This is a genomic window from Pseudomonas quercus (assembly GCF_012033695.1).
GTDB classification, from domain to species: Bacteria; Pseudomonadota; Gammaproteobacteria; order Pseudomonadales; family Pseudomonadaceae; genus Aquipseudomonas; species Aquipseudomonas quercus.
Genome location: NZ_JAAVJI010000002.1, coordinates 47,689 through 67,004 on the forward strand (window position 1 = coordinate 47,689; position 19,316 = coordinate 67,004).

24 protein-coding genes are annotated in these 19,316 nt (G+C 60.6%); 8 read left to right on the top strand and 16 right to left on the bottom strand.

Annotated features, from left to right (window positions below):
• Positions 1 to 3 precede the first annotated feature (3 nt).
• Positions 4 to 2,019, bottom strand: coding sequence for an excinuclease ABC subunit UvrB (gene uvrB, locus HBH25_RS03455; protein WP_168081572.1), 2,016 nt, complete (start codon positions 2,017 to 2,019; stop codon positions 4 to 6).
• 249 nt (positions 2,020 to 2,268) lie between these two features.
• Here uvrB and HBH25_RS03460 point away from each other — a divergent pair, with 249 nt between their 5' ends.
• Together HBH25_RS03460 and HBH25_RS03465 are read left to right on the top strand one after the other, a co-directional pair.
• Positions 2,269 to 3,459: an amino acid aminotransferase gene (locus tag HBH25_RS03460; RefSeq protein WP_168081574.1), complete on the top strand. Its 1,191-nt coding sequence runs from the start codon at positions 2,269 to 2,271 to the stop codon at positions 3,457 to 3,459.
• A gap of 34 nt (positions 3,460 to 3,493) precedes the next feature.
• A complete protein-coding gene (locus HBH25_RS03465) occupies positions 3,494 to 3,871 on the top strand; it encodes a COG4315 family predicted lipoprotein (protein WP_168081576.1) in 378 nt (125 codons plus the stop codon).
• Between the two features lie 3 nt (positions 3,872 to 3,874).
• On the opposite strand, the gene HBH25_RS03470 is transcribed toward HBH25_RS03465, so the two are convergent.
• The 4 genes from HBH25_RS03470 to HBH25_RS03485 form a co-directional block, all read right to left on the bottom strand.
• Entirely contained in the window at positions 3,875 to 4,435 is a 561-nt protein-coding gene (locus tag HBH25_RS03470) for a DUF1285 domain-containing protein (protein ID WP_168081578.1), read from the bottom strand.
• Positions 4,436 to 4,452: 17 nt separating this feature from the next.
• Entirely contained in the window at positions 4,453 to 5,061 is a 609-nt protein-coding gene (locus HBH25_RS03475; protein ID WP_168081580.1) for a DUF4823 domain-containing protein, read from the bottom strand.
• 75 nt (positions 5,062 to 5,136) lie between these two features.
• Positions 5,137 to 5,433 (bottom strand): DUF1145 domain-containing protein, encoded by a 297-nt coding sequence (locus HBH25_RS03480; RefSeq protein ID WP_168081582.1) that lies wholly within the window; start codon positions 5,431 to 5,433, stop codon positions 5,137 to 5,139.
• 67 nt (positions 5,434 to 5,500) lie between these two features.
• Positions 5,501 to 6,238: a PA1041 family peptidoglycan-binding anchor lipoprotein gene (locus tag HBH25_RS03485; RefSeq protein ID WP_168081584.1), complete on the bottom strand. Its 738-nt coding sequence runs from the start codon at positions 6,236 to 6,238 to the stop codon at positions 5,501 to 5,503.
• 149 nt (positions 6,239 to 6,387) lie between these two features.
• Here HBH25_RS03485 and HBH25_RS03490 point away from each other — a divergent pair, with 149 nt between their 5' ends.
• Together HBH25_RS03490 and HBH25_RS03495 are read left to right on the top strand one after the other, a co-directional pair.
• The gene (locus tag HBH25_RS03490; RefSeq protein ID WP_168081586.1) at positions 6,388 to 6,879 is read left to right on the top strand and encodes a DUF6231 family protein; all 492 of its coding nucleotides are present in this window, start codon (positions 6,388 to 6,390) and stop codon (positions 6,877 to 6,879) included.
• 2 nt (positions 6,880 to 6,881) lie between these two features.
• A complete protein-coding gene (locus tag HBH25_RS03495; protein ID WP_168081588.1) occupies positions 6,882 to 7,358 on the top strand; it encodes a YchJ family protein in 477 nt (158 codons plus the stop codon).
• Here the strand turns inward: HBH25_RS03495 and HBH25_RS03500 are convergent.
• Positions 7,355 to 7,876 (bottom strand): hypothetical protein, encoded by a 522-nt coding sequence (locus tag HBH25_RS03500; RefSeq protein ID WP_168081590.1) that lies wholly within the window; start codon positions 7,874 to 7,876, stop codon positions 7,355 to 7,357. The genes HBH25_RS03495 and HBH25_RS03500 overlap by 4 nt on opposite strands.
• A gap of 90 nt (positions 7,877 to 7,966) precedes the next feature.
• Here HBH25_RS03500 and HBH25_RS03505 point away from each other — a divergent pair, with 90 nt between their 5' ends.
• Both HBH25_RS03505 and HBH25_RS03510 read left to right on the top strand, forming a co-directional pair.
• Entirely contained in the window at positions 7,967 to 8,422 is a 456-nt protein-coding gene (locus HBH25_RS03505; RefSeq protein WP_168081592.1) for an LEA/WHy family protein, read from the top strand.
• A gap of 5 nt (positions 8,423 to 8,427) precedes the next feature.
• Positions 8,428 to 8,646: an SEC-C metal-binding domain-containing protein gene (locus HBH25_RS03510; RefSeq protein WP_168081594.1), complete on the top strand. Its 219-nt coding sequence runs from the start codon at positions 8,428 to 8,430 to the stop codon at positions 8,644 to 8,646.
• 145 nt (positions 8,647 to 8,791) lie between these two features.
• On the opposite strand, the gene HBH25_RS03515 is transcribed toward HBH25_RS03510, so the two are convergent.
• The 5 genes from HBH25_RS03515 to HBH25_RS03535 form a co-directional block, all read right to left on the bottom strand.
• Complete coding sequence (locus tag HBH25_RS03515) at positions 8,792 to 10,870, bottom strand: LTA synthase family protein (RefSeq protein WP_168081596.1); 2,079 nt, start codon at positions 10,868 to 10,870, stop codon at positions 8,792 to 8,794.
• 117 nt (positions 10,871 to 10,987) lie between these two features.
• Positions 10,988 to 11,848 (bottom strand): polyamine aminopropyltransferase, encoded by an 861-nt coding sequence (gene speE / locus HBH25_RS03520; RefSeq protein WP_168081598.1) that lies wholly within the window; start codon positions 11,846 to 11,848, stop codon positions 10,988 to 10,990.
• 95 nt (positions 11,849 to 11,943) lie between these two features.
• Positions 11,944 to 12,132, bottom strand: a complete 189-nt coding sequence (locus HBH25_RS03525; RefSeq protein WP_168081600.1) for a PLDc N-terminal domain-containing protein — start codon at positions 12,130 to 12,132, stop codon at positions 11,944 to 11,946.
• Between the two features lie 57 nt (positions 12,133 to 12,189).
• Positions 12,190 to 12,711, bottom strand: a complete 522-nt coding sequence (locus HBH25_RS03530; protein WP_168081602.1) for a hypothetical protein — start codon at positions 12,709 to 12,711, stop codon at positions 12,190 to 12,192.
• A gap of 49 nt (positions 12,712 to 12,760) precedes the next feature.
• Positions 12,761 to 13,285, bottom strand: a complete 525-nt coding sequence (locus tag HBH25_RS03535) for an ankyrin repeat domain-containing protein (RefSeq protein ID WP_168081604.1) — start codon at positions 13,283 to 13,285, stop codon at positions 12,761 to 12,763.
• Positions 13,286 to 13,615: 330 nt separating this feature from the next.
• On the opposite strand from HBH25_RS03535, the gene HBH25_RS03540 reads away from it, so the two are divergent.
• Positions 13,616 to 13,894 (top strand): DUF3509 domain-containing protein, encoded by a 279-nt coding sequence (locus HBH25_RS03540; RefSeq protein WP_168081606.1) that lies wholly within the window; start codon positions 13,616 to 13,618, stop codon positions 13,892 to 13,894.
• Positions 13,895 to 14,020: 126 nt separating this feature from the next.
• Here HBH25_RS03540 and mtnC read toward each other — a convergent pair whose 3' ends face one another.
• Genes mtnC through aroC form a run of 5 tightly spaced genes read right to left on the bottom strand, consistent with a single transcriptional unit; the run spans position 14,021 to position 18,179 of the window.
• Positions 14,021 to 14,704, bottom strand: a complete 684-nt coding sequence (gene mtnC / locus HBH25_RS03545) for an acireductone synthase (RefSeq protein WP_168081608.1) — start codon at positions 14,702 to 14,704, stop codon at positions 14,021 to 14,023.
• Between the two features lie 13 nt (positions 14,705 to 14,717).
• Positions 14,718 to 15,263, bottom strand: coding sequence for a 1,2-dihydroxy-3-keto-5-methylthiopentene dioxygenase (locus tag HBH25_RS03550; protein ID WP_168081609.1), 546 nt, complete (start codon positions 15,261 to 15,263; stop codon positions 14,718 to 14,720).
• Between the two features lie 25 nt (positions 15,264 to 15,288).
• Positions 15,289 to 15,903 (bottom strand): methylthioribulose 1-phosphate dehydratase, encoded by a 615-nt coding sequence (locus HBH25_RS03555; protein ID WP_168081611.1) that lies wholly within the window; start codon positions 15,901 to 15,903, stop codon positions 15,289 to 15,291.
• Entirely contained in the window at positions 15,900 to 17,051 is a 1,152-nt protein-coding gene (locus HBH25_RS03560; RefSeq protein WP_168081613.1) for an MFS transporter, read from the bottom strand. Before HBH25_RS03560 ends, HBH25_RS03555 begins: the two co-directional genes overlap by 4 nt.
• A gap of 33 nt (positions 17,052 to 17,084) precedes the next feature.
• A complete protein-coding gene (gene aroC, locus HBH25_RS03565) occupies positions 17,085 to 18,179 on the bottom strand; it encodes a chorismate synthase (RefSeq protein ID WP_168081615.1) in 1,095 nt (364 codons plus the stop codon).
• A gap of 136 nt (positions 18,180 to 18,315) precedes the next feature.
• Between aroC and HBH25_RS03570 the strand changes: the two genes are divergently transcribed.
• Positions 18,316 to 19,269, top strand: coding sequence for an alpha/beta hydrolase (locus HBH25_RS03570; RefSeq protein ID WP_168081617.1), 954 nt, complete (start codon positions 18,316 to 18,318; stop codon positions 19,267 to 19,269).
• The last annotated feature ends 47 nt before the right edge of the window (positions 19,270 to 19,316 follow it).

The following is a 19,316-nucleotide window of genomic DNA, read 5'->3' on the forward strand; positions in this document are numbered from 1 at the left end:
GGCTTACACCGCCAGTAAACGCTCGCGCAATTTGCCGATCTCGTCCCGGGTTTGCGCGGCGGCCTCGAACTCCAGGTCGCGCGCATACTGCAGCATCTTCTCTTCCAACTGGCGAATGCGCTTGGTGATTTCGCTTGGGCTACGCAGCTCGGCTTCGTACTTGGCGCTTTCTTCGGCGGCCTTGGCCATGCCCTTGCGCTTCTTGCTCTTGCCCCCTGGGATGTTGGCGCCTTCAAGAATGTCCGCAATATCACGCACTACGCCTTTAGGCACGATACCGTTGGCCTCGTTGAACGCGATCTGCTTCTCACGACGGCGGTCTGTCTCGTTGATGGCGCGTTCCATGGAGCCTGTCATGTTGTCCGCGTACAAGATGGCGCGACCATTGAGGTTACGGGCCGCACGGCCAATGGTCTGGATCAGCGAGCGCTCCGAACGCAAGAACCCTTCCTTGTCCGCGTCCAGAATGGCGACCAAGGCCACCTCAGGCATGTCCAGGCCCTCGCGCAGCAGGTTGATCCCCACCAGCACGTCGAACGTGCCCAGGCGCAGGTCACGGATGATCTCCACCCGCTCCACGGTATCGATGTCCGAGTGCAGGTAGCGCACGCGCACATCGTGGTCTGCCAGGTAGTCCGTAAGGTCTTCAGACATGCGCTTGGTCAGTGTGGTCACCAGTACGCGCTGGTCAAGGGCGACACGTTTGCGGATTTCCGACAACAGATCATCCACCTGAGTGGACGCCGGGCGAATTTCGATCTGAGGGTCCACCAGGCCGGTAGGCCGCACCACCTGCTCGACCACTCTCCCCGCATGCTCCTGCTCGTAAGGGCCTGGCGTGGCCGATACGAAGATGGTCTGGGGCATGATCGATTCCCACTCTTCGAAACGCATGGGCCGGTTATCCAGCGCCGACGGCAGGCGGAAGCCGTATTCCACCAAGGTTTCCTTGCGTGAGCGGTCGCCTTTGTACATGGCGCCCACCTGGGGGACGCTCACGTGGGACTCGTCGATCACCAGCAGGGCCTCGGCCGGCAGATAGTCGTACAACGTAGGCGGCGGGGCCCCGGCCGGGCGGCCTGACAGGTAGCGGGAGTAGTTTTCGATCCCGTTGCAATAGCCCAGCTCCAGCATCATTTCAAGGTCGAACCGGGTGCGCTGTTCCAGCCGCTGGGCCTCTACCAGCTTGTTGGCCCCGCGCAGGTACTCCAGGCGCTCTTCCAGCTCTACCTTGATCTTCTCGATGGCCCCTACGATGGTTTCCCTAGGGGTCACGTAGTGGGTCTTGGGGTAGAGAGTGTAGCGCGGCAGGCGCTGGATGATTTCCCCGGTGAGCGGGTCGAAGGACGAGATGTTTTCGATTTCATCGTCGAACAGCTCGATACGGATGGCTTCCAGGTCCGACTCGGCCGGGAATACGTCGATCACGTCGCCACGCACACGGAAGGTGGCCCGGGCGAAATCCATTTCGTTGCGGGTGTACTGCAGCTCAGCCAGCCGGCGCAGCAGCTCGCGCTGGTCGAAGCGGTCGCCTCGGTCCAGGTGCAGCACCATACGCAGGTAGGTTTCCGGGCTGCCCAGGCCGTAGATGCAACTGACCGTGGTGACGATGATTGCGTCTTTACGCTCCAACAAGGCCTTGGTGGCCGACAACCGCATCTGTTCGATGTGATCGTTGATGGAGGCGTCCTTTTCAATGAAGGTGTCCGACGACGGCACATAGGCCTCGGGCTGGTAATAGTCGTAGTAGGACACAAAGTACTCAACGGCGTTGTTGGGGAAGAACGCCTTGAACTCTCCATACAACTGGGCTGCGAGGGTTTTGTTAGGTGCCAGTACCAACGTCGGCCGCTTTACCTGGGACACCACGTTGGCAATGCTGAACGTCTTGCCTGAGCCGGTCACCCCCAGCAGAGTCTGATGCGCCAGGCCTGCATCGATGCCCTCTACCAGTTGGCGGATCGCTTCAGGCTGATCGCCAGCAGGGCGGTATTGGGTAACAAGCTGGAATTCGGACATGGTCTACCTCGGTTCACCCCGCAGGGCTGTATCCATAAACAGTACTTGGGCCATTGCTGTCCCGTCAAACCCGCATGCGTTCAAGGCCCCAGCAATGTGCCACTGGGCCTGATTCAGGCGGGGAAATAAATTCACTAAAACAAAGCCATGGCGGTCGCGAACCTGCGGTGCGGTCTCTATACTCACTGACCGTTGGCGTACCGCGTTGGTGCGGTCTTTTTAACTTCTCCCACAGAGCCACGGTCCCTCATGAGCCTGTTTTCCGCTGTCGAATTGGCACCCCGCGATCCTATCCTCGGCCTCAACGAGGCCTTCAACGCTGACCCCCGCATGGGCAAGATCAACCTGGGCGTAGGCGTGTATTACGACGAGGCTGGCAAACTCCCGCTGCTCAAGGCCGTCATCCAGGCTGAGCAGGCCCGGGTGGCCCAGCACGCGGCACGCGGCTACCTGCCCATCGACGGCATCGCCACTTACGACAAGGCCGTACAGGTGCTGCTGTTCGGGGAGCAGTCGCCGTTACTGGCCGAAGGCCGTGTGGTGACCGTTCAAGCCGTAGGTGGCACGGGGGCGCTCAAGCTGGGCGCAGATTTCATCAAGCGCCTGAAGCCCGATACCGTGGTGGCCATCAGTGACCCGAGCTGGGAAAACCACCGGGCCCTGTTCGAAACCGCTGGTTTCCCTGTGCAGGACTACCGCTACTATGATGCGACCAACCACGGTGTAGACCGTTCCGGCCTGCTGGAGGACTTGAACGCGCTCCCCAGTGGTTCAGTGGTGGTGCTGCATGCGTGCTGCCACAACCCCACCGGCGTGGACCTGACCCGCAGCGATTGGGAGCAGGTGCTGGACGTGGTTCGCGCCAAGGGCCATATCCCCTTCCTGGACATCGCCTACCAAGGCTTTGGCGATGGTATTGCCGAGGATGCCGAGGCGGTACGCCTGTTCGCGGAAGCGGGCCTTGAGTTCTTCGTGTCCAGTTCGTTCTCCAAGTCCTTCTCGCTGTATGGCGAGCGCGTGGGCGCCTTGTCGATCGTGACAGCCTCACGGGACGAGAGCGCTCGCGTACTTTCCCAAGTCAAGCGCGTGATTCGCACCAACTACTCCAACCCCCCCACCCATGGCGCGACCATTGTTGCCACGGTGCTTAACAGCACGGAACTGCGTGCCCTATGGGAATCGGAACTGGCAGAGATGCGTAGCCGCATCCGCGACATGCGCTTGGCCTTGGTCGACCGCCTGGCGGGCGCCAGCCAGGATTTCAGTTTCATTCAGCAGCAGCGGGGGATGTTCTCCTACTCGGGCCTGACAACCGCTCAGGTTCACCGTTTGCGTGATGAATTTGGCATCTATGCATTGGACACAGGGCGCATCTGTGCTGCCGCCCTTAACCAAGGCAATCTGGGTATCGTCACAGACGCTATCCGCAAGGTCATTTGAGAATCCGTCACTTCTATCCAGGCAGGAGCTTTCAATGAAACGTATTGCACTTCCCGCGCTGTTCGCTATCGCCTGCCTCGCGGCCACTGCCCAGGCTGCCGAACCCGCCAAGACCGTTACTACCGACAAGGGTGCGGTATGGGTGGATGACAAGGGCCAGGCCCTGTACACCTACGATGAGGACATGACGGGCATGTCCATGTGCAATGGCAAGTGCGTGGAAAACTGGCCAGCCTTCGTGGCTCAAACTGGCGCCGTTCCAGAGGGCGACTGGACACTGGTCAAGCGCAACGACGGGCGCCAGCAGTGGGCCTACAAGGACAAACCGTTGTACACCTGGAAAAACGATGCCAAGCCCGGTGATGTGACCGGGGATGGCAAAGGCGGGGTGTGGCACGTTGCCAAGCCCTAAGATTCAGGGCGCTTCGCCAAGGGTGTAAAACACTCCCCCGCTCCACACGCCTAACCACTGCTGGCCGTCTACCTCTCGGGTAACGGCCAGCTCTACCAGCTGATAGAAGACGTTACGGTTAATCAAAGCTTCCAGGTTGCCGCGCACAGTTACATAAGGTGCAGGCTCGCCCGTTACGTCATCGGTCACTACCCGCAGGGGATGTTCCGGCCCGGCGCTGAACTGGTTCTCCACGTTGTCTGTGAAGTGGAGGTGCTGTTGCTCGCCCTCACCTTCCACCTGCATCAGCACCGCCACAAAGGGTGCGTCTTCAATCTGGATGCCCACCTTCTCCACCGGCGTCACCAGGCACCAACGGTCTTCATCACGCCTTAAAATAGTTGAGAACAACCGCACCATAGGCTTTCGCGTGATAGGGGTACCCAGGTAATACCAGGTGCCATCACGGGCAATGCGCAGGTCGATATCCCCACAAAAGGCCGGGTTCCACAGGTGCACCGGGGGCAACCCTTGGGCCTTGGGAATCTGTTCCAGCAAGTTGTCAGCCGTTGAAGGGTTGCTCATGGTCGTTCCTAAAGCGGTTACGGCTGGTCGCCCATGCCTAACAAGCGCTGAGCGTAGTCCTCGAAAGGCGGGCCAAGCAAGTCTTCCGGCCGGTTGTTGTGGAAGGTAAGCAACCCGCCTCGGCTGCGAATAGTGGCAGTATCGATCAGATAGCGTGTACTGGTCTCGATCAGCATCATCTGTACCACACCACTGTCGATGCCCAGCCGGTCTACAGCTTCCTGGTCAGACCATTCGTCCAGGTTGCCGATACGGTCATCCGCCCTGGCAAAGCGCGTGTACAACACATAGTGCGCACCCACACCCCGTGCCTCGGTCAGCGCCTGTTCAAGGCCTTCTGGCTGTTCTGCGCGACGTACCATGGGGAAGTATTCAACGAAGCCTTTGAACGCTTCCTCAGCCACTACGTTAGGCCGAGGGTACGCGCCACCGGGGGGAACGAATGAACCCTGGGCGATGTAGATAAAGGAGTCTGGCTGCAGCCGGAAGTTGACTGAACGGCGGGTCTGGCTGTGGTCGAGCACGCCGGCGTCGCTAAGCTGGTCCCGTGCTACTACGCCCATGTCACTCACACTCATGCAACCGCTCAACAGCAGCATTGCCAGTACAGCACCCAACCTTTGCATTGCGTTCTCCAAATGCCGCGACGGAAACCCGGCGAATGAAGACCCCAATGCAGCTTTTGCGCCAACCGCGTTGCGCTAGGCCTTGTTTAAAACAGATGCAGGCACCACAGGCCTGCGCAGCACGACCTGCAGGTAGAAAATGCCCATTATCAACACCAGCAGCCGGTCCAGCCAGCGACGGTTGCTGCTCTGCAACTTGCGGTTGAATACCAGCAGCTCCAGCCCATGCAGTAGCAACAGGCTAATGCCAGCAAGGGAGATAAGCGCGGAGAAAGGTTTTGGAAACGGCGACACTAGATTCAGCAGTACTAGCCACCACCCCAGAAGCGGCAGTAGGGAGGCCACGCCAGAAGCGATTGTGGGAAACCTCATGGGGCGGGACCTCGCAGCCGTTTCGGTAAAGGGGGTTACTCTACCGAAAAAGCTGCGAGGCGTCCTGTCAGCGGTTCAGGCGCAGTTCCACTCGACGGTTCTGCGCACGGCCTTCAGGCGTGCCATTGTCCGCCACAGGTTGGCTTTCGCCATAGCCCTGGCTGCTCAGCTTGGCCTGGGCCACGCCGTGCTGGGTCAGGAAGTCCACCACGCTTTGGGCGCGGCGTTCAGAAAGGCCCTGGTTGTAACTGTCACTGCCTACGCTGTCGGTATGACCCTCAACCTTTACGCTGACAATGTCAGCCGCGTTGAGGCGATCCAGCAAGCCCGTCAACTGGCTTTGGGCCTCTGCGGTCAGGTTGGACTTGTCAAACTCAAACAGCACGTCACCCGCGTCGCTCAGGGTGATGACCTCTTCCTTGGGCGGCTGAGGTGGTGGTGGCGGTGGCTCTACCGCCACAGGCGCTGGCAGCGGTGGCAATGGGCAACCGTTGTGGGATACCGGTGTACCGTGCGGTGTGTCGGGGCAGCGATCACGGCGGTCAAACACGCCATCCCCGTCCTGGTCACCGTCCTGCGCGTAACAGATCAAACCGCCGGTAATCACACCCAGCACCCCTCCCCCTGCAGCCCAGGCGCTGCTTTCCAGCGCGCCCAGCCCTGCACCTGCTACACCCCCGATGGCACTGCAAATGGGCCAGTTCCCTTGGTTCAGCGGCGCAGTACCATCACTGTGCGATGCGCACCCTGAGAGAACACTACTGACCAGAAGAACGGGCAACAATGCCCGCACGATTGTTCTCATCGTTGTAACTCCTGTGTCGCCGGCCGGTGCCGGTCATTGGATTAAAGCCCAAGGCAGGTCGCTCTGCCGAAATACAGGCAAATTGATTGCGCACTAGGCGGGAAGTTTCCAGGACGTTAGTCTTTGTTTTCCAAAAGAGGACGTGCGGCATGACCCTTTCAACCCAAACACCCCAGCAGGCACTGGCGGCAGTGCTCGACGCGCACCCACCCGAACGCCTACTGGTGGTGGCTGCCGGGCGCTTTCCAGCGCTGGATGCCTTCATGGAAACGCACCCCCACACGGTGCTTGGCCTGGCAACACCCGGCGCCCTGCCACCTGAGCTGGCAGGCGAGCGATTCGACCTGGCGGTGGTGGTGGACTGCCTTGAACACCTGACCCTTCGCCAAGGCCAGGAGTTATTGGGTGGCATTCGCAACCTGAACGCCAGCCGCCTGGCCGTACTGGCTGACCTGGGTGCGAGCCCCTGGGCTGAGACAGACTTTTATGCCTTGGCCCTGCAAAAAACTGCAACCTTTCAACGAGACGCGCAGACCCTCGGGCTGTTCACTTATGATGTGCGCGAATACAAACAAGCGCCGGACTGGCTCAACGCGCGCTTCTGGGCCAACCCGCAGCACTTTGACAAATATTGGTGGTAACCATGGCAACGTCGGTATGCCCCTGCGGCAGTGGCAGCTTTCTAGAGGCCTGCTGCGGGCGTTTTCATGAGGATTACTCCGCGCCAGATGCACAGCACCTTATGAGGTCCCGCTACAGCGCCTATGTGCTGGGACGGGTGGACTACCTGGTCGCCACAACGCTCCCTGCGCAACAGGGCAAGCTTGACCGTGAGGCTATGGCGACCTGGAGCGCACAGGCCACCTGGTTAGGCTTGGAAGTAGAAAGCGCCGAGGTGATGGGCGGCACGCCTGAGCACGCTCGGGTCACCTTCGTTGCCCGTTGGCACGATACTCAGGGCGAACACAGCCACCGAGAACGCTCCGGCTTCGTTCAAAACGCTGGCCGCTGGTATTTCATCGACCCCACAGTGCCACTGACCGCAGGCCGCAATGACCCCTGCCCTTGTGAGAGCGGGCAGAAATTCAAGAAGTGTTGTTCGGGCTATGCAGGGGCCTAAGGCACCATCTTCAAATGCGAAACATCCGGCACCACTGCCACCGCTTTGGGCTCAGCCGTCACCAGGTCAGCGCCGGCCGGGGCCAGGCTCAACCGGCTCAGGTCCAACGGCGGTGGCGGCACGGGCGCGGCTTGGGGCTGCATTAGTGCGCCGGGTTCGGCCACCGGGTAGTCTGGGGCATCTACGTCCACAAAGGCCGCCATGTAGCGATCTCTGGGTGTGACCTGCAACCGAGGGCCAGTGACCGAAGCCAGTGGAGGTGGAGGCGCCAGTTCAACGTGCTCCACAGAAGCGGTTTCTTGAACATAGGCAACAGCCCCTGCCTTGGCCATGGCCTGGCGGAAACGTTCGGCCGCTGCGGCCTCCAGGCCGCCCTTCAATACCAGGCGGCGGCCGGAAAACAGCAACGCGACGCGCTCGGCATCGGCGCGGAACAGCTGCCCTACACTGGCCTTCACGGTTTCAACCGGCACGCCTGGTATGCACTCACCTCTGAAAGCAATCTCGTACAGCGCCATGCTATGGTCTCCTGCAAATCGGCACGGTGTTCCTCAATGGACACCCCTGGGAGGCGGTAGATGCAACGGAACCACCGCAAAGCAAGGTTCATGCTCCTGGCCCTTTTGCTCGGGTTGGGGGGCTGCTCTACCTGGCTCACAGGTAACTATGAAGACCCGGAAGTACATCTCAAGCGCGTGGAGGTGGTCAAGGCGAAGCTGCTGGAACAGCGTTTCAAGCTTCATTTCGTGATCGACAACCCCAATGACGAGGACCTGCCCGTGCGCGGCCTTACCTACAAGGTAAGCCTGGAAGGGCTGTTGCTGGCCGAAGGCGAAGATGACAGCTGGTTTAGCGTACGTGCCCACAGCCGGGCCGTCCATGTAGTAGAGGTACGCACTAACCTGTGGGAGCACCTCAAGCCCCTGGCCAAACTGCTGCGCCATCCGGACAGGCCGTTGCAGTATCGGCTGGAGGGTGAGCTGCGCACCGGGTTATTATTCGGCCACAACCTTTCCCTGCGGCGAACGGGTGAACTCACCCCCGCAGGCCTGCTTCTGGAGTAGTGCAGATGTCGCAACAACCTCACGTTCATGGCCCGGATTGCAATCACGATCATGACCATGCTCATTCCCATGACCACGGCCATCATGGCCATGTCCACGGCCCTCACTGCAACCACAGTCACGAACCCCAGGAGCCTGTCCGCAACACGTTGAAGGACGTGGGCCGCAACGATCCCTGCCCCTGCGGCAATGGCAAGAAATTCAAGAAGTGCCACGGCGCCTGAGCTGAACTGTCGCTAGCTGCCTGCTCGTTGTGCCCTGCACTGCCCCATGTGGGACTGGGCGCAGCCAAAGGCGGAGACCGGGAACCTCCCGAGCCCCTATAAAAAGGCCCATCAAACGATGGGCCTTTTGTTATTGCGCGCAGGTTTACTCAGCCTTGCTCTGCACCGCACCCGCCGTGTTATCCATCAGGCTCTTGGTCGCCGTCTGGATGAACGAATCGAGCTTATTGCGCAGGGCCGGAACGTCAGCGGTTTCCGGGATCAGCTCGGCCTTGGGTTCAGGGCCAAAGTTGTAGCGGTACAGCTTGGGCTCCATGTCACGGGACTCGACCAGGATACGGTCACCGCTCACGATGGCCACACTCTGCTCGCTGCCCGAAGGCTTGATAATGCCAAAGCCCTGGTCCCCCTGCTGCAAGTTGAGCAGGTCCCGGCCCCAGCACTGGTGCTGCGTTTCGCCACCCAGGCGGCCCATGATGGTTGGCACGATGTCCACCTGGGTGCCCACCGTGTGGTTCACGGCACCAAACTTCTCCTGGATGCCTGGGGCAATCAACAGCAGCGGAATGTTGAAGCGGCTCAAGTCCATCTCAGTCAACTGCCGCTCGTTACCAAACCCATGGTCGCCCACGATCACGAACAACGTCTGGTTGTAGTACGGAGACTGCTTGGCTTTTTCGAAGAACTGCCCCAGCGCCCAATCCGAATAACGCATGGCGGTCAGGTGCTGGTCCAGGTTGCCACGGCCGGTGACCGGCGCCACAGGCAGGTTGGTGGGCAAGGCATAAGGGGTATGGTTGGACAGGGACTGCAACAAGGCATAGAACGGTTGGCCCTGCCCGGCGAGCTTGTCCAGCTCCTCGTTGCCGCGGCTGAACATGTCCTGGTCCGACACACCCCAGGTTGGGTCCGAGAAGACCGGGTTCACGAAGTCATCACGGCCAATGAAAGTGGTCATGCCCTGGTTGCTGAAGAACCCGGACTGGTTGTCCCAGGCGAAGTCACCGTTGTACACATACACGTCGTTGTAATCACGCGGGCTAAGCATCGCGGGTAGGCCGGAAAGCTTATGGCTGCCTTCAGGCGTTTGCATCAGGTATTCGAAACCGGGCAGGTTGGGGAAGCAGCCCATGGTGGCGAACATGCCTTGGTGCGTGTGGGTGCCGTTGGAGAAGAAGTGATCGAACAGCAGCCCTTCTTTACTGAGCTTGTCGAAGTACGGCGTGATATTGCCGTCGTTGCCCAACGCACCTACGGAATGGCCGGCAAAGCTTTCCAGCAGGATCACCACCACGTTGCGGATCGGCAGGGTATTGCCTGCAGGCGGCGTGAATACCCTACGTACAGCGGCGCTGTCGGTGTCGATCAGGCGCTCGTTGGGCGTCACCAGCATGTCGCGGACGGTACGCGTCGCCTGGGCCTGGGGCAGCGTGGCCTGCCAGATGTTGTCGCGATCCTCGGACAGGCGGCTCTTGGCTGCCGTGGCCAGGGTTAGTACGCCGTTGAGGCCCAGCTGGTTGGCGAAGTTGGAATCCGTTGTGTAGGCGTCGCCCCAGCGCAGCGGAGGGCCCTGGCGCAAGGTGCCGCGCACGGCCACAACCGCCAGCAGGAGTACCACCACAAACACCGCCGTACGGCCATACCAGGGCGCGCTCGTGCGGCCAGCCACTGCCACCTGGCGTGGGCGCGTTGCCCGGTCGATGCCTTTGAACACCAGGCTCAGCAACAGGGTGCCCACGGCCCAGGCGATGAGGTAACGCACCACGGGGTAGCCGTACCAGATCATGCTGAGCACGGTTTTCGGGTCTTCCTTCACGTACTGGAACACCAGGCCGTTGAGGCGCTGGTGGAACTCGCGATAGAAGTCCATTTCCAGCAGGCCTGCCAACATCGACAGGCTGGCCGTGATCGTCAACCAGGCGCGGAAAAACCCGCGCGCTGCCATGGCGCGAGCGCTGAGCACCGCCAATAGCAAGGGCACCAGCAGGTACACCACCACGCGCAGGTCAAAGCGCAGGCCGTTGACGAACCCTTCTGCAAGGGCGGACGTAGAGGCGTCCCCTGCAGACTCCAGGTTGTACACCAGAAGGGCCGCACGCAGGCCGCTGAACAGCACCATCAGGGCCAGGCCGCACAGCAGCGTGTAAGCAAGGTGAGACTTCAGGGAAGGCCGAGGCGCGCGCGCGGGCGTGCGGTCAGGGCGCTGAGCATCCAGGGTAGCCATGTGGGGTCAGGTATCCGTACAAAGGTGGTCGATCAATAAGCGAAGCGGCTCCAAAGGCTGCGACAGCCGGTGTGAAAATTCTGTTCACCCCGGTGGCGCTGGCTTGGCAACACTCACTCAGTTGTTGCTGGGTTTATTGACGGCCTGCAGCACATATTGCGGAAGTGCAAAGGCGCCCAGATGAATCTCCGGGTTGTAGTAACGCGTCACAATACCGCTGCCTGCAAAGCGGGCACGCAACGTGTCCAGCGGCAACTTGCGGTATTCCGGGCGGGTGGCGCCCCAGGCGAAGGTCATGGCCCCGCCAATGTAGGTGGGCACCGCGGCATGGTAGAAATGCCAGTCGGCGAACAACCCGCGCAGGCGACCGGCCGTGGTACGAACGCCGTCCAGCTGCATGAAAGGCGTACCGTTCTGGGTGACCAGAATACCGCCCTCATTGAGGCAACGATGGCATGCCTGATAGAAGTTTTCGGTGAACAATATTTCACCCGGCCCAATGGGGTCGGTGGAGTCTGAAATGATCACATCGAATTTTTCTTCTGTGGTCGCCACGAAGCGCATGCCGTCATCGATGACCAGGTTCAAGCGAGGGTCTTCGAACGCGCCTTTGGAGTGGTCAGGCAGGAACGTCTTGCACATCTCTACCACGGTGCCGTCGATCTCTACCATGGTGATGTGTTCGACACCGTGGTGCTTGGCCACCTCGCGCAGCATGCCGCCATCGCCGCCACCAATGATCAATACGCGGCGAGCAGCGCCATGGGCGAAGATCGGCACATGGGTGAGCATCTCGTGGTAGATGAACTCATCGGCCTCGGTCGTCTGGATCACGCCATCCAGGGCCATCACACGGCCCATGACCGGGTTCTGGAAGATTACAAGGTGCTGGTGGTCGGTGCGAACCTCGTGCAGCAGCTTTTCCATACGGAACCGCTGCCCATAGCCCTCGTAAAGCGTTTCCTGGTAGTCGCTCATGAACACGTCCCCTGCAAATCGGCGGCAGCCTAGGCTGCCGGGGTAAGAAAGGGGCGCATTCTAGTACGTGAGCCGTGACAAGGCTAACCGTGTGTCTATCTGAGCTTTCCTCGCGGCCCTAGAATCGCCCAGATAATCAAACCCAGCACCGGCACAATAGCGATCAGTAGCACCCACAGCACTTTGATGCCCACCTCTTCGCCGCTTTTAAGTACGTGAAGAATGGCCCAGATATCCAGTGCCAGAACGATAAGGCCGAACAGGCCATTGAAAGTAGCACCCATGACGCACTCCAGTAGGCAGGTACCGGCATTAGGCCGTTTGCCGCGCTGGCGGTTCCGTTACCCCGCCTTCAGCGCCTCTAGTGCAGGGGCTGCGTAAATATGCGCCTGCTCGCAGAGCTGTAGCACTTTGGGCAGGTCATTGTGGTAGACCAGCACTGCCTGTAGTTCCGTGTCCAGAACGCGGCTGAAGTTGAGCAGGACATAACCGCCTACCTCTTTGTTCATGCTGGACAACTGGATCTGCAGGCGGTTGACAGCCACCTGAGGCTCGACGCGCATCAGCTGCTTGGGCTTGAGGTTGAAGGGCACGCCCGGGCCGAAGGAGGCCATGATCTGCTCTAGCAGTTCCGGATAGCTGTCGGCCTGAAACAGTACGGTGTCCGGCAGGCTGCCTACAATCACCCACTCACCAAGGGGAATAGGGAAACTGTCGTCGTAGTTGATGTCCGGGTTGGCTGCCAGGAAGCCATCAGGGTCGGCATAGGCAGCAGCCGCTTCGTCGGCCACCCGGGCAATATCGGCGTCTGTCATGCAGCCGGAGCTGATGCACGTGAGGAGTTCAATCAAAAGGCTTTGCATGGGGTCCAGGTTTCATTGGAGAAATACCAAGGATACCAGCCCCATGCCTTTAATGAGCCAAGGCTTCAAGCTGTGCAACGGTTGCCTGTGCGCCCATTGCCCTGGCGGCACCCAACGCATCGACGCCTACGCGGTCGCGCGCCTGGAGGTCGGCGCCCTGTTCCAGTAGCCATGCCACCAGCTCGGTGCGGTTGAACATGGCAGCCATCATAAGCGCGGTACGGCCATCTGCTGCGCAGCCGTTTACATCGGCACCATGTTCGATAAGCAGTTGTGCCATCGCTTGGTTGCCTTTGAATGCGGCACCGGCCAGTGGCAACTGGTTCTTGTCGTTGGCGATGTTGGCGTCGGCACCCCCTTCCAACAACGTGCGCGCTGCCGCCAGGTGCTCGTGGTAGCTGGCAAGCATCAGGAGCGTATCGCCATTGTGATTACGCAGGTTGGCGGGTACGCCCTTCTCCAGCAGCTTTTGCAGCATGTCGGCATCGCCTTTTCGAGCCACATCGAATACTTGAGCCGCAAATTCGGCGGCTTCGTCTTCGGTCATAACGTGAGGGGCAGTTGAATCAGGCATTGAAGGCTCCAGCCAGAACGGTTTGCCACAGTGTTCCTGAGAGACAGACGGTGGGTCAACCGCTCGTCAACTGAAGCGCTGAGCACGGAATTTAAATGCCAAATGATGTCATATACACACTATTCGCTGAAGTGTGATGCCCATCACGCAAAATGCATACTCCCCTACCCCTCACCTTGCAGATTGCACGAACGCGTAAAAATCCTTCCTTAGCCAAGCCATTGAAAAACAAGGCTTTTATTTTTTATAGGTACTTGGCACATTCACTGCAACCTTCCTTGCATCGCCAGCTGGACAGCCAGCCCACTCGAAATGCCAAGGAGTCGCCAGATGGAATTCCTCCAAGAAAAATTCGCTAGCCTGTTTTCGGAATATGACGTAATTGCACAACCTCGCCCGGACGGCGCTGTGCTGCTGACCCTGCGTGATGAAGACGGCCGTCAAACTCGCCGCTCCATCTCTTATTCCCAGCTCAATACCCCAGAGCAACTGTCTTGGGTGATTAGCGCCATTCGCCGCGACCTGGCAGGCGAAGTGAGCCAGCTTCCTGAGATCCACCTGCTGCAAAGCCAGAACCGTTTTGCGCTACCGACCTACCATTCGGTCTAAGCCAGAGGTCTGCCGCCGAACATTGGCATTTGAGCAGATAGCAGCACCCTGAAAATTCGCCACCGACCCGCCCACTCAGCTGCAACAGTGGACCGGTCCATGGCGAATTTAGTTTTATAGGCGGGTTTAAAAAGCGCTTGGCTCAATAGCCGTAAAGTTCGCTACTACTGGATGCAAGATGTCCAGCTCCCCCTCTCGTGCCAACCCGCATACGGCCATTCCTGCAGCATTTGCAGCCTCCAGCTCCTCGCCTATATCAGACAAGAACAGTACGTGCTCTGAAGGCATTCCCATGGCGTGTGCAATGGCTACGTAACTGGCCGGTACCCGCTTGCCACCGCTGGTTGTGTCGAAATAGCCCGAAAACAACGTTGTCAGGTCACCGGCTTCGGAATAGCCAAACAGCAGCCTCTGGGCCTGGATCGAACCAGACGAATACACATACAGGTCATACCCCTCCTCCTTCCAGCGCTTTAACGCTGCCACGGCATCTGGGTAGACATGGCCCTTGAGTTCACCGGTCTCGTATCCCCGTTGCCACACCAGCCCTTGAAGCGCTTTGAGTGGCGTCACCTTGCGGTCTTCGCTCATCCACCCTAGAAGAATATCGATGACCTGTTCCAGGCTTGCATCCTGCTCGCCTGCCTCGGTACGTACCGCCGCGATCTGAACAGCGACCTGCGGGTCGTGCGCCTGCTCACGCACAAACCCAGGCAACTGACGGACCGCGTAGGGGAACAAAACGTCATACACGAACTTGACCGAGCTGGTTGTGCCTTCGATGTCGGTGAGTATGGCCTTGATGGGCATTGGAAAATCCTTGTCAGTCATCCAGGCGTGGAAAGTGCTGGGCGATGGGCTCACCCGTGAAATTTGCCACCCAGCCTTCGGCATTGTTGAACAGGCGAATGGCTACAAAGTGAGGGTGCTCCCCCATGTCGAACCAGTGAGGTGTACCAGCGGGCACGGAAATCAGGTCGTTCTTTTCGCACAGCACGGCGTAAACGTATTCACCCAAGTGCAAGGTGAACAAGCCACGACCCGCCACAAAGAAACGGACTTCGTCTTCGCCATGACGGTGCTCTTCCAGAAACTTTGCCCGCAGTGCGGCTTTGTCTGGATGGTCGGCCGCCAGGCTGATCACGTCCACGGTCACATAACCGCATTCGGTCATCAGCCGGTCGATCTGCGCACGGTACGCTTCGATCACAGCCTCTTGGCTGGCGCCGGGCTGTATGGGCGCAGCGGCCTCCCAACGCTCGAACCTCACGTTGTGCTCGGCCAAGGTAGCGGCGATGTCTTCAACGTGCGTCAGCACCTTGTTCGGCAGGCTTGGGGCGCTTTCGTGGTAAACGGTCAGGCAGCTCATCAGGCAGCTCCTTGTAGTCGCCGTATCAACGTACGGCTCGCATCTTCAATTCACATTCGAACAGGAACTCGAAGGCTTCCACCTGCCGCAGGGCGTCTTGCATGCTTGCACCCCAGGTGTACAAGCCATGGCCACGGATCAGGTAGCCTACACAGTCAGGGTGCTCGTCCAGCCAGGGTTGCACACGGCTAGCCAGGCGTGCGATGTCCTGGTCATTCTCGAAAATCGGCACCTGCACCGGGCTTTCATGGGTAGACACACCGCTGAAGGCTTTTTGCAACTCGTAATCCTCCAGCACCAGCACAGCCCCGGAGGTCACACGCGACAGCACGGTCGCGTTGACCGAATGCGTGTGCAGCACGGCGTTGATACGGGCGTCGCAGCTGTACAGCTGGGTATGGAGCAGGGTTTCGGCAGACGGCTTCTTGCCCGGCTCCAGGCTATGGCCCTGCATGTCCGTGGCCAGCACATCGTCCAGGCCCAATGCCCCCTTGTGCTTGCCGGAGACGGTCAGCAGGGCTTCACTGGCGGACAGCCGTGCAGAATAGTTGCTGCTGGTGGCCGGGGACCAGCCTCGGGCATACAGAAAACGGCCCGCTTCGATGATCTGCCGGGCAAGGGTTTCGCGGTCTGGGATCATACCGGCTCCTTCTGGGTAAATAGGACCATCATAACGGCTGCGGCAAAGGCCGCCACGCTGGCCAGTGCAAAGGTGCCGAACGGCCCCAACACCTGCCAGGCATGGCCGGAATACACCGCGCCCAAGGCGCCGCCTACACCTGCCAGGGCCGCGTACAGCGCTTGCCCCTGCCCTTGGTAGCGCAAGCCAAAGGTGGTACGCACTTTTTGTACCGCTGCGGCATGAAAGCTGCCGAAGGTGGCGGCATGGAGCACCTGGGCCAACACCAGCATCCCAACGTTGCTGGCAAACCCGCCCAGCAGCACCCAGCGAACAGCGGCCAGCACAAAGCTCACCAGCAGCACGGTATTGACGGGCCAGCGTGCAAGCAACCGGGCCATGCCCATGAACATCAGCACCTCGGCCACCACACCCAGGGCCCAGCACAACCCGATGGCCAGGCTGCTATAGCCCAAGGTGGCCAGGTGAATACTGAAAAAGGTGTAGTACGGCCCATGGCTGAGCTGCATCAACCCCACACACAGGTAAAAGGTGATAACCCCTGGCTGGCGCAAGCGTGCCACAAAGCCATCGCCTGGGGGTGGCGGGCTGGTTTCATCGGCTTCGCGAGCAGGCGCAGGCACCCAGGCACTGGCCAACAGAATACCGGCCATGATCACCAGTATCGTGGCCGGGTAATCCCCCATGCCGCGCCATTCGAACCAGCGCCCCAGCAGGATGACCGCTGCAATAAAACCGATGGAGCCCCACAGCCGTACCTGCCCATAACGGGTGGGCTGGGTACGCAGGTGGGCCAGGGTAATCACTTCGAACTGGGGCAGTACCGCATGCCAGAAAAACGCATGCAAGGCCATCACCAGTGCCAGCCAGGCATAGCTGTCGCCCAGGAATACCAGGCTGAAGCTGAGCAAGGTGGCCGCAGCGCCCAGCCGCACGATGCGAAGGCGATGGCCGCTGCGATCGCCTAGCCACCCCCACAGGTGCGGGGCGATGCAGCGCATCACCATGGGAATGGCCACCAGTTCGCCAATGCGCGCAGGCGCGAACCCTAGGTAGGCGAACCAGGGCGCTAGAAACGGCGCAGTGCCGCCCAGCAGGGCGAAATAGAATAGGTAGAAGCCGGACAGCCGCCAGTAGGGAACGGCCATGCTGTCAGGCCAGGCCGAGCAGGCGCGCGCAGGTCATGCCTGCTGGCCCAGCACCGGCGTGCCTACTCGAACATCGGCGTTCTGCCCACGGTGGCGCAGCAGTTGGTCCAGCAGCACGATGGCCATCATGGCTTCGGCGATAGGCGTTGCACGAATGCCTACGCAGGGGTCGTGGCGGCCTTTTGTAATCATGTCCACCGACTGCCCGGCCGCGTCGATGGACTGCCCTGGCGTAGTAATGCTGGACGTAGGCTTGAGTGCCAGGTGCGCCACGATGGGCTGGCCGGAGGAGATGCCCCCCAGCACCCCACCGGCATTATTGCCCACGAACCCTTCGGGGGTGAGCAGGTCCCGGTGTTCACTGCCACGCTGGGCCACGCTGGCAAAGCCTGCACCGATCTCCACGCCTTTAACGGCGTTGATGCTCATCAAGGCATGGGCCAGGTCGGCGTCCAGCCGGTCGAAAATGGGCTCGCCCAGGCCAGGCATCACGCCTTCGGCCACCACGGTGATTTTCGCGCCAATGGAGTCCTGGTCACGGCGCAGCTGGTCCATGTAGGCCTCCAGTTCCGGCACCTTGGAGGCATCGGCACTGAAAAAGGCATTCTGTTCCACCGAGTCCCAACTCACGAAAGGAATGTGGATAGGCCCTAGCTGGCTCATGTAGCCACGCACCTGTATGCCCAGCGTGGCCAGGTATTTCTTGGCAATGGCCCCCGCCGCCACCCGCATGGCCGTTTCCCGTGCCGAGCTGCGACCACCCCCACGGTAGTCCCGTACACCGTATTTATGGTGATAGGTGTAGTCCGCATGGGCGGGGCGGAACACGTCCTTGATGGCTGAGTAGTCCTTGGACTTCTGGTCCGTGTTGCGGATCAGCAAGCCGATAGGCGTACCCGTGGTATGGCCTTCGAACACCCCGGAAAGGATCTCGACCTCGTCGGCTTCCTGGCGCTGGGTGGTGTGCCGGCTAGTGCCTGGCTTGCGGCGGTCCAGGTCACGCTGCAGGTCCGCGACGTCCAGCGGCAGCCCTGGTGGGCACCCGTCGACGATGGCCAGCAGGCCAGGGCCATGGCTTTCGCCTGCGGTGGTGACGGTGAACAGCTTGCCGAAGGTGTTGCCAGACATGCGAGGCGCTCCGCGAGATGAATCTGCATGAAACTTGGGGCCGGCCAGTATACGCAGGGTAGCGAGGCAGTTCACCCTTTGCCGAACCCTGCCGAGCCGCTTCGGTCCAACCCTTCCTCTGCCCACACGGTCTACGATGTTGCGCTTCTTTATCTTGCTTGCTGCCTTGTTCACCAGCCTGGCCCAGGCTGCCCCCGCTTCCATCCTGCAACGGCCCATTGACCTGGACACCGGCACAGGGACCTTGCACGGAAGCCTGCTGCTGCCCCGCGCCAAGGGCCCAGTGCCCGTGGTGCTGATGATTTCCGGCTCTGGTGCCACCGACCGGGACGGCAACAACCCGGACGCCGGGCGCACCGACAGCCTGAAAAAGCTGGCCTGGGCCCTGGCGCGTGCCGGTATCGCCAGCGTGCGCTACGACAAACGCGGCGTGGCCAGCGGCCTGCCCCTGGCCCCCGACGAGCGAACGCTCAGCGTGGAGGGCTATGTGGCCGATGCCCAGGCCTGGGCCCGGCAATTGTCCGCTGACCCACGGTTTGGCCCGCTGACGCTGGTTGGCCATAGCGAAGGCGCCCTGATCGCCACCTTGGCAGCCCCGGGCACCAAAGCCGTGGGTGTGGTGACCTTGTCCGGAAGCGGCCGGCCCATCGACCAGGTATTGCGAGAGCAACTGAGCGAACGCTTGCCACCGGAGCTCTATGCCCGCAGCGAACAGCTGCTGGATTCGCTCAAGGCCGGCCAAGTGGATGAGCAGGTGCCTGAGCCGTTGCAGGTGGTGTTCCGCCCTAGCGTGCAGCCCTACCTGATTTCCCTGTTCCGCCAGGACCCAGGCAAAGCGTTCGCGGCGCTGAAGGTGCCGGCGCTGATCGTCCAGGGCGAGCACGACATTCAGGTGGGCGTGAAGGACGCCGATGCCTTGGCCGCCGCCAACCCGAAGGCGCGCCGGGTGATCATTCCTGGCATGAACCATGTGCTGCGCATCGTGCCCCTGGACATGAAGCAGCAGCTGGCGTCCTACAACAACCCTAACCTGCCCTTGGCGGCAGGCCTGGCGCGGGAACTGGCCAGCTTCATCAACGCGAACCGCTGAGCCAGGCTTCAGCTCTGGCCTGGGTGGCCGATACCCTCCTTACAGGA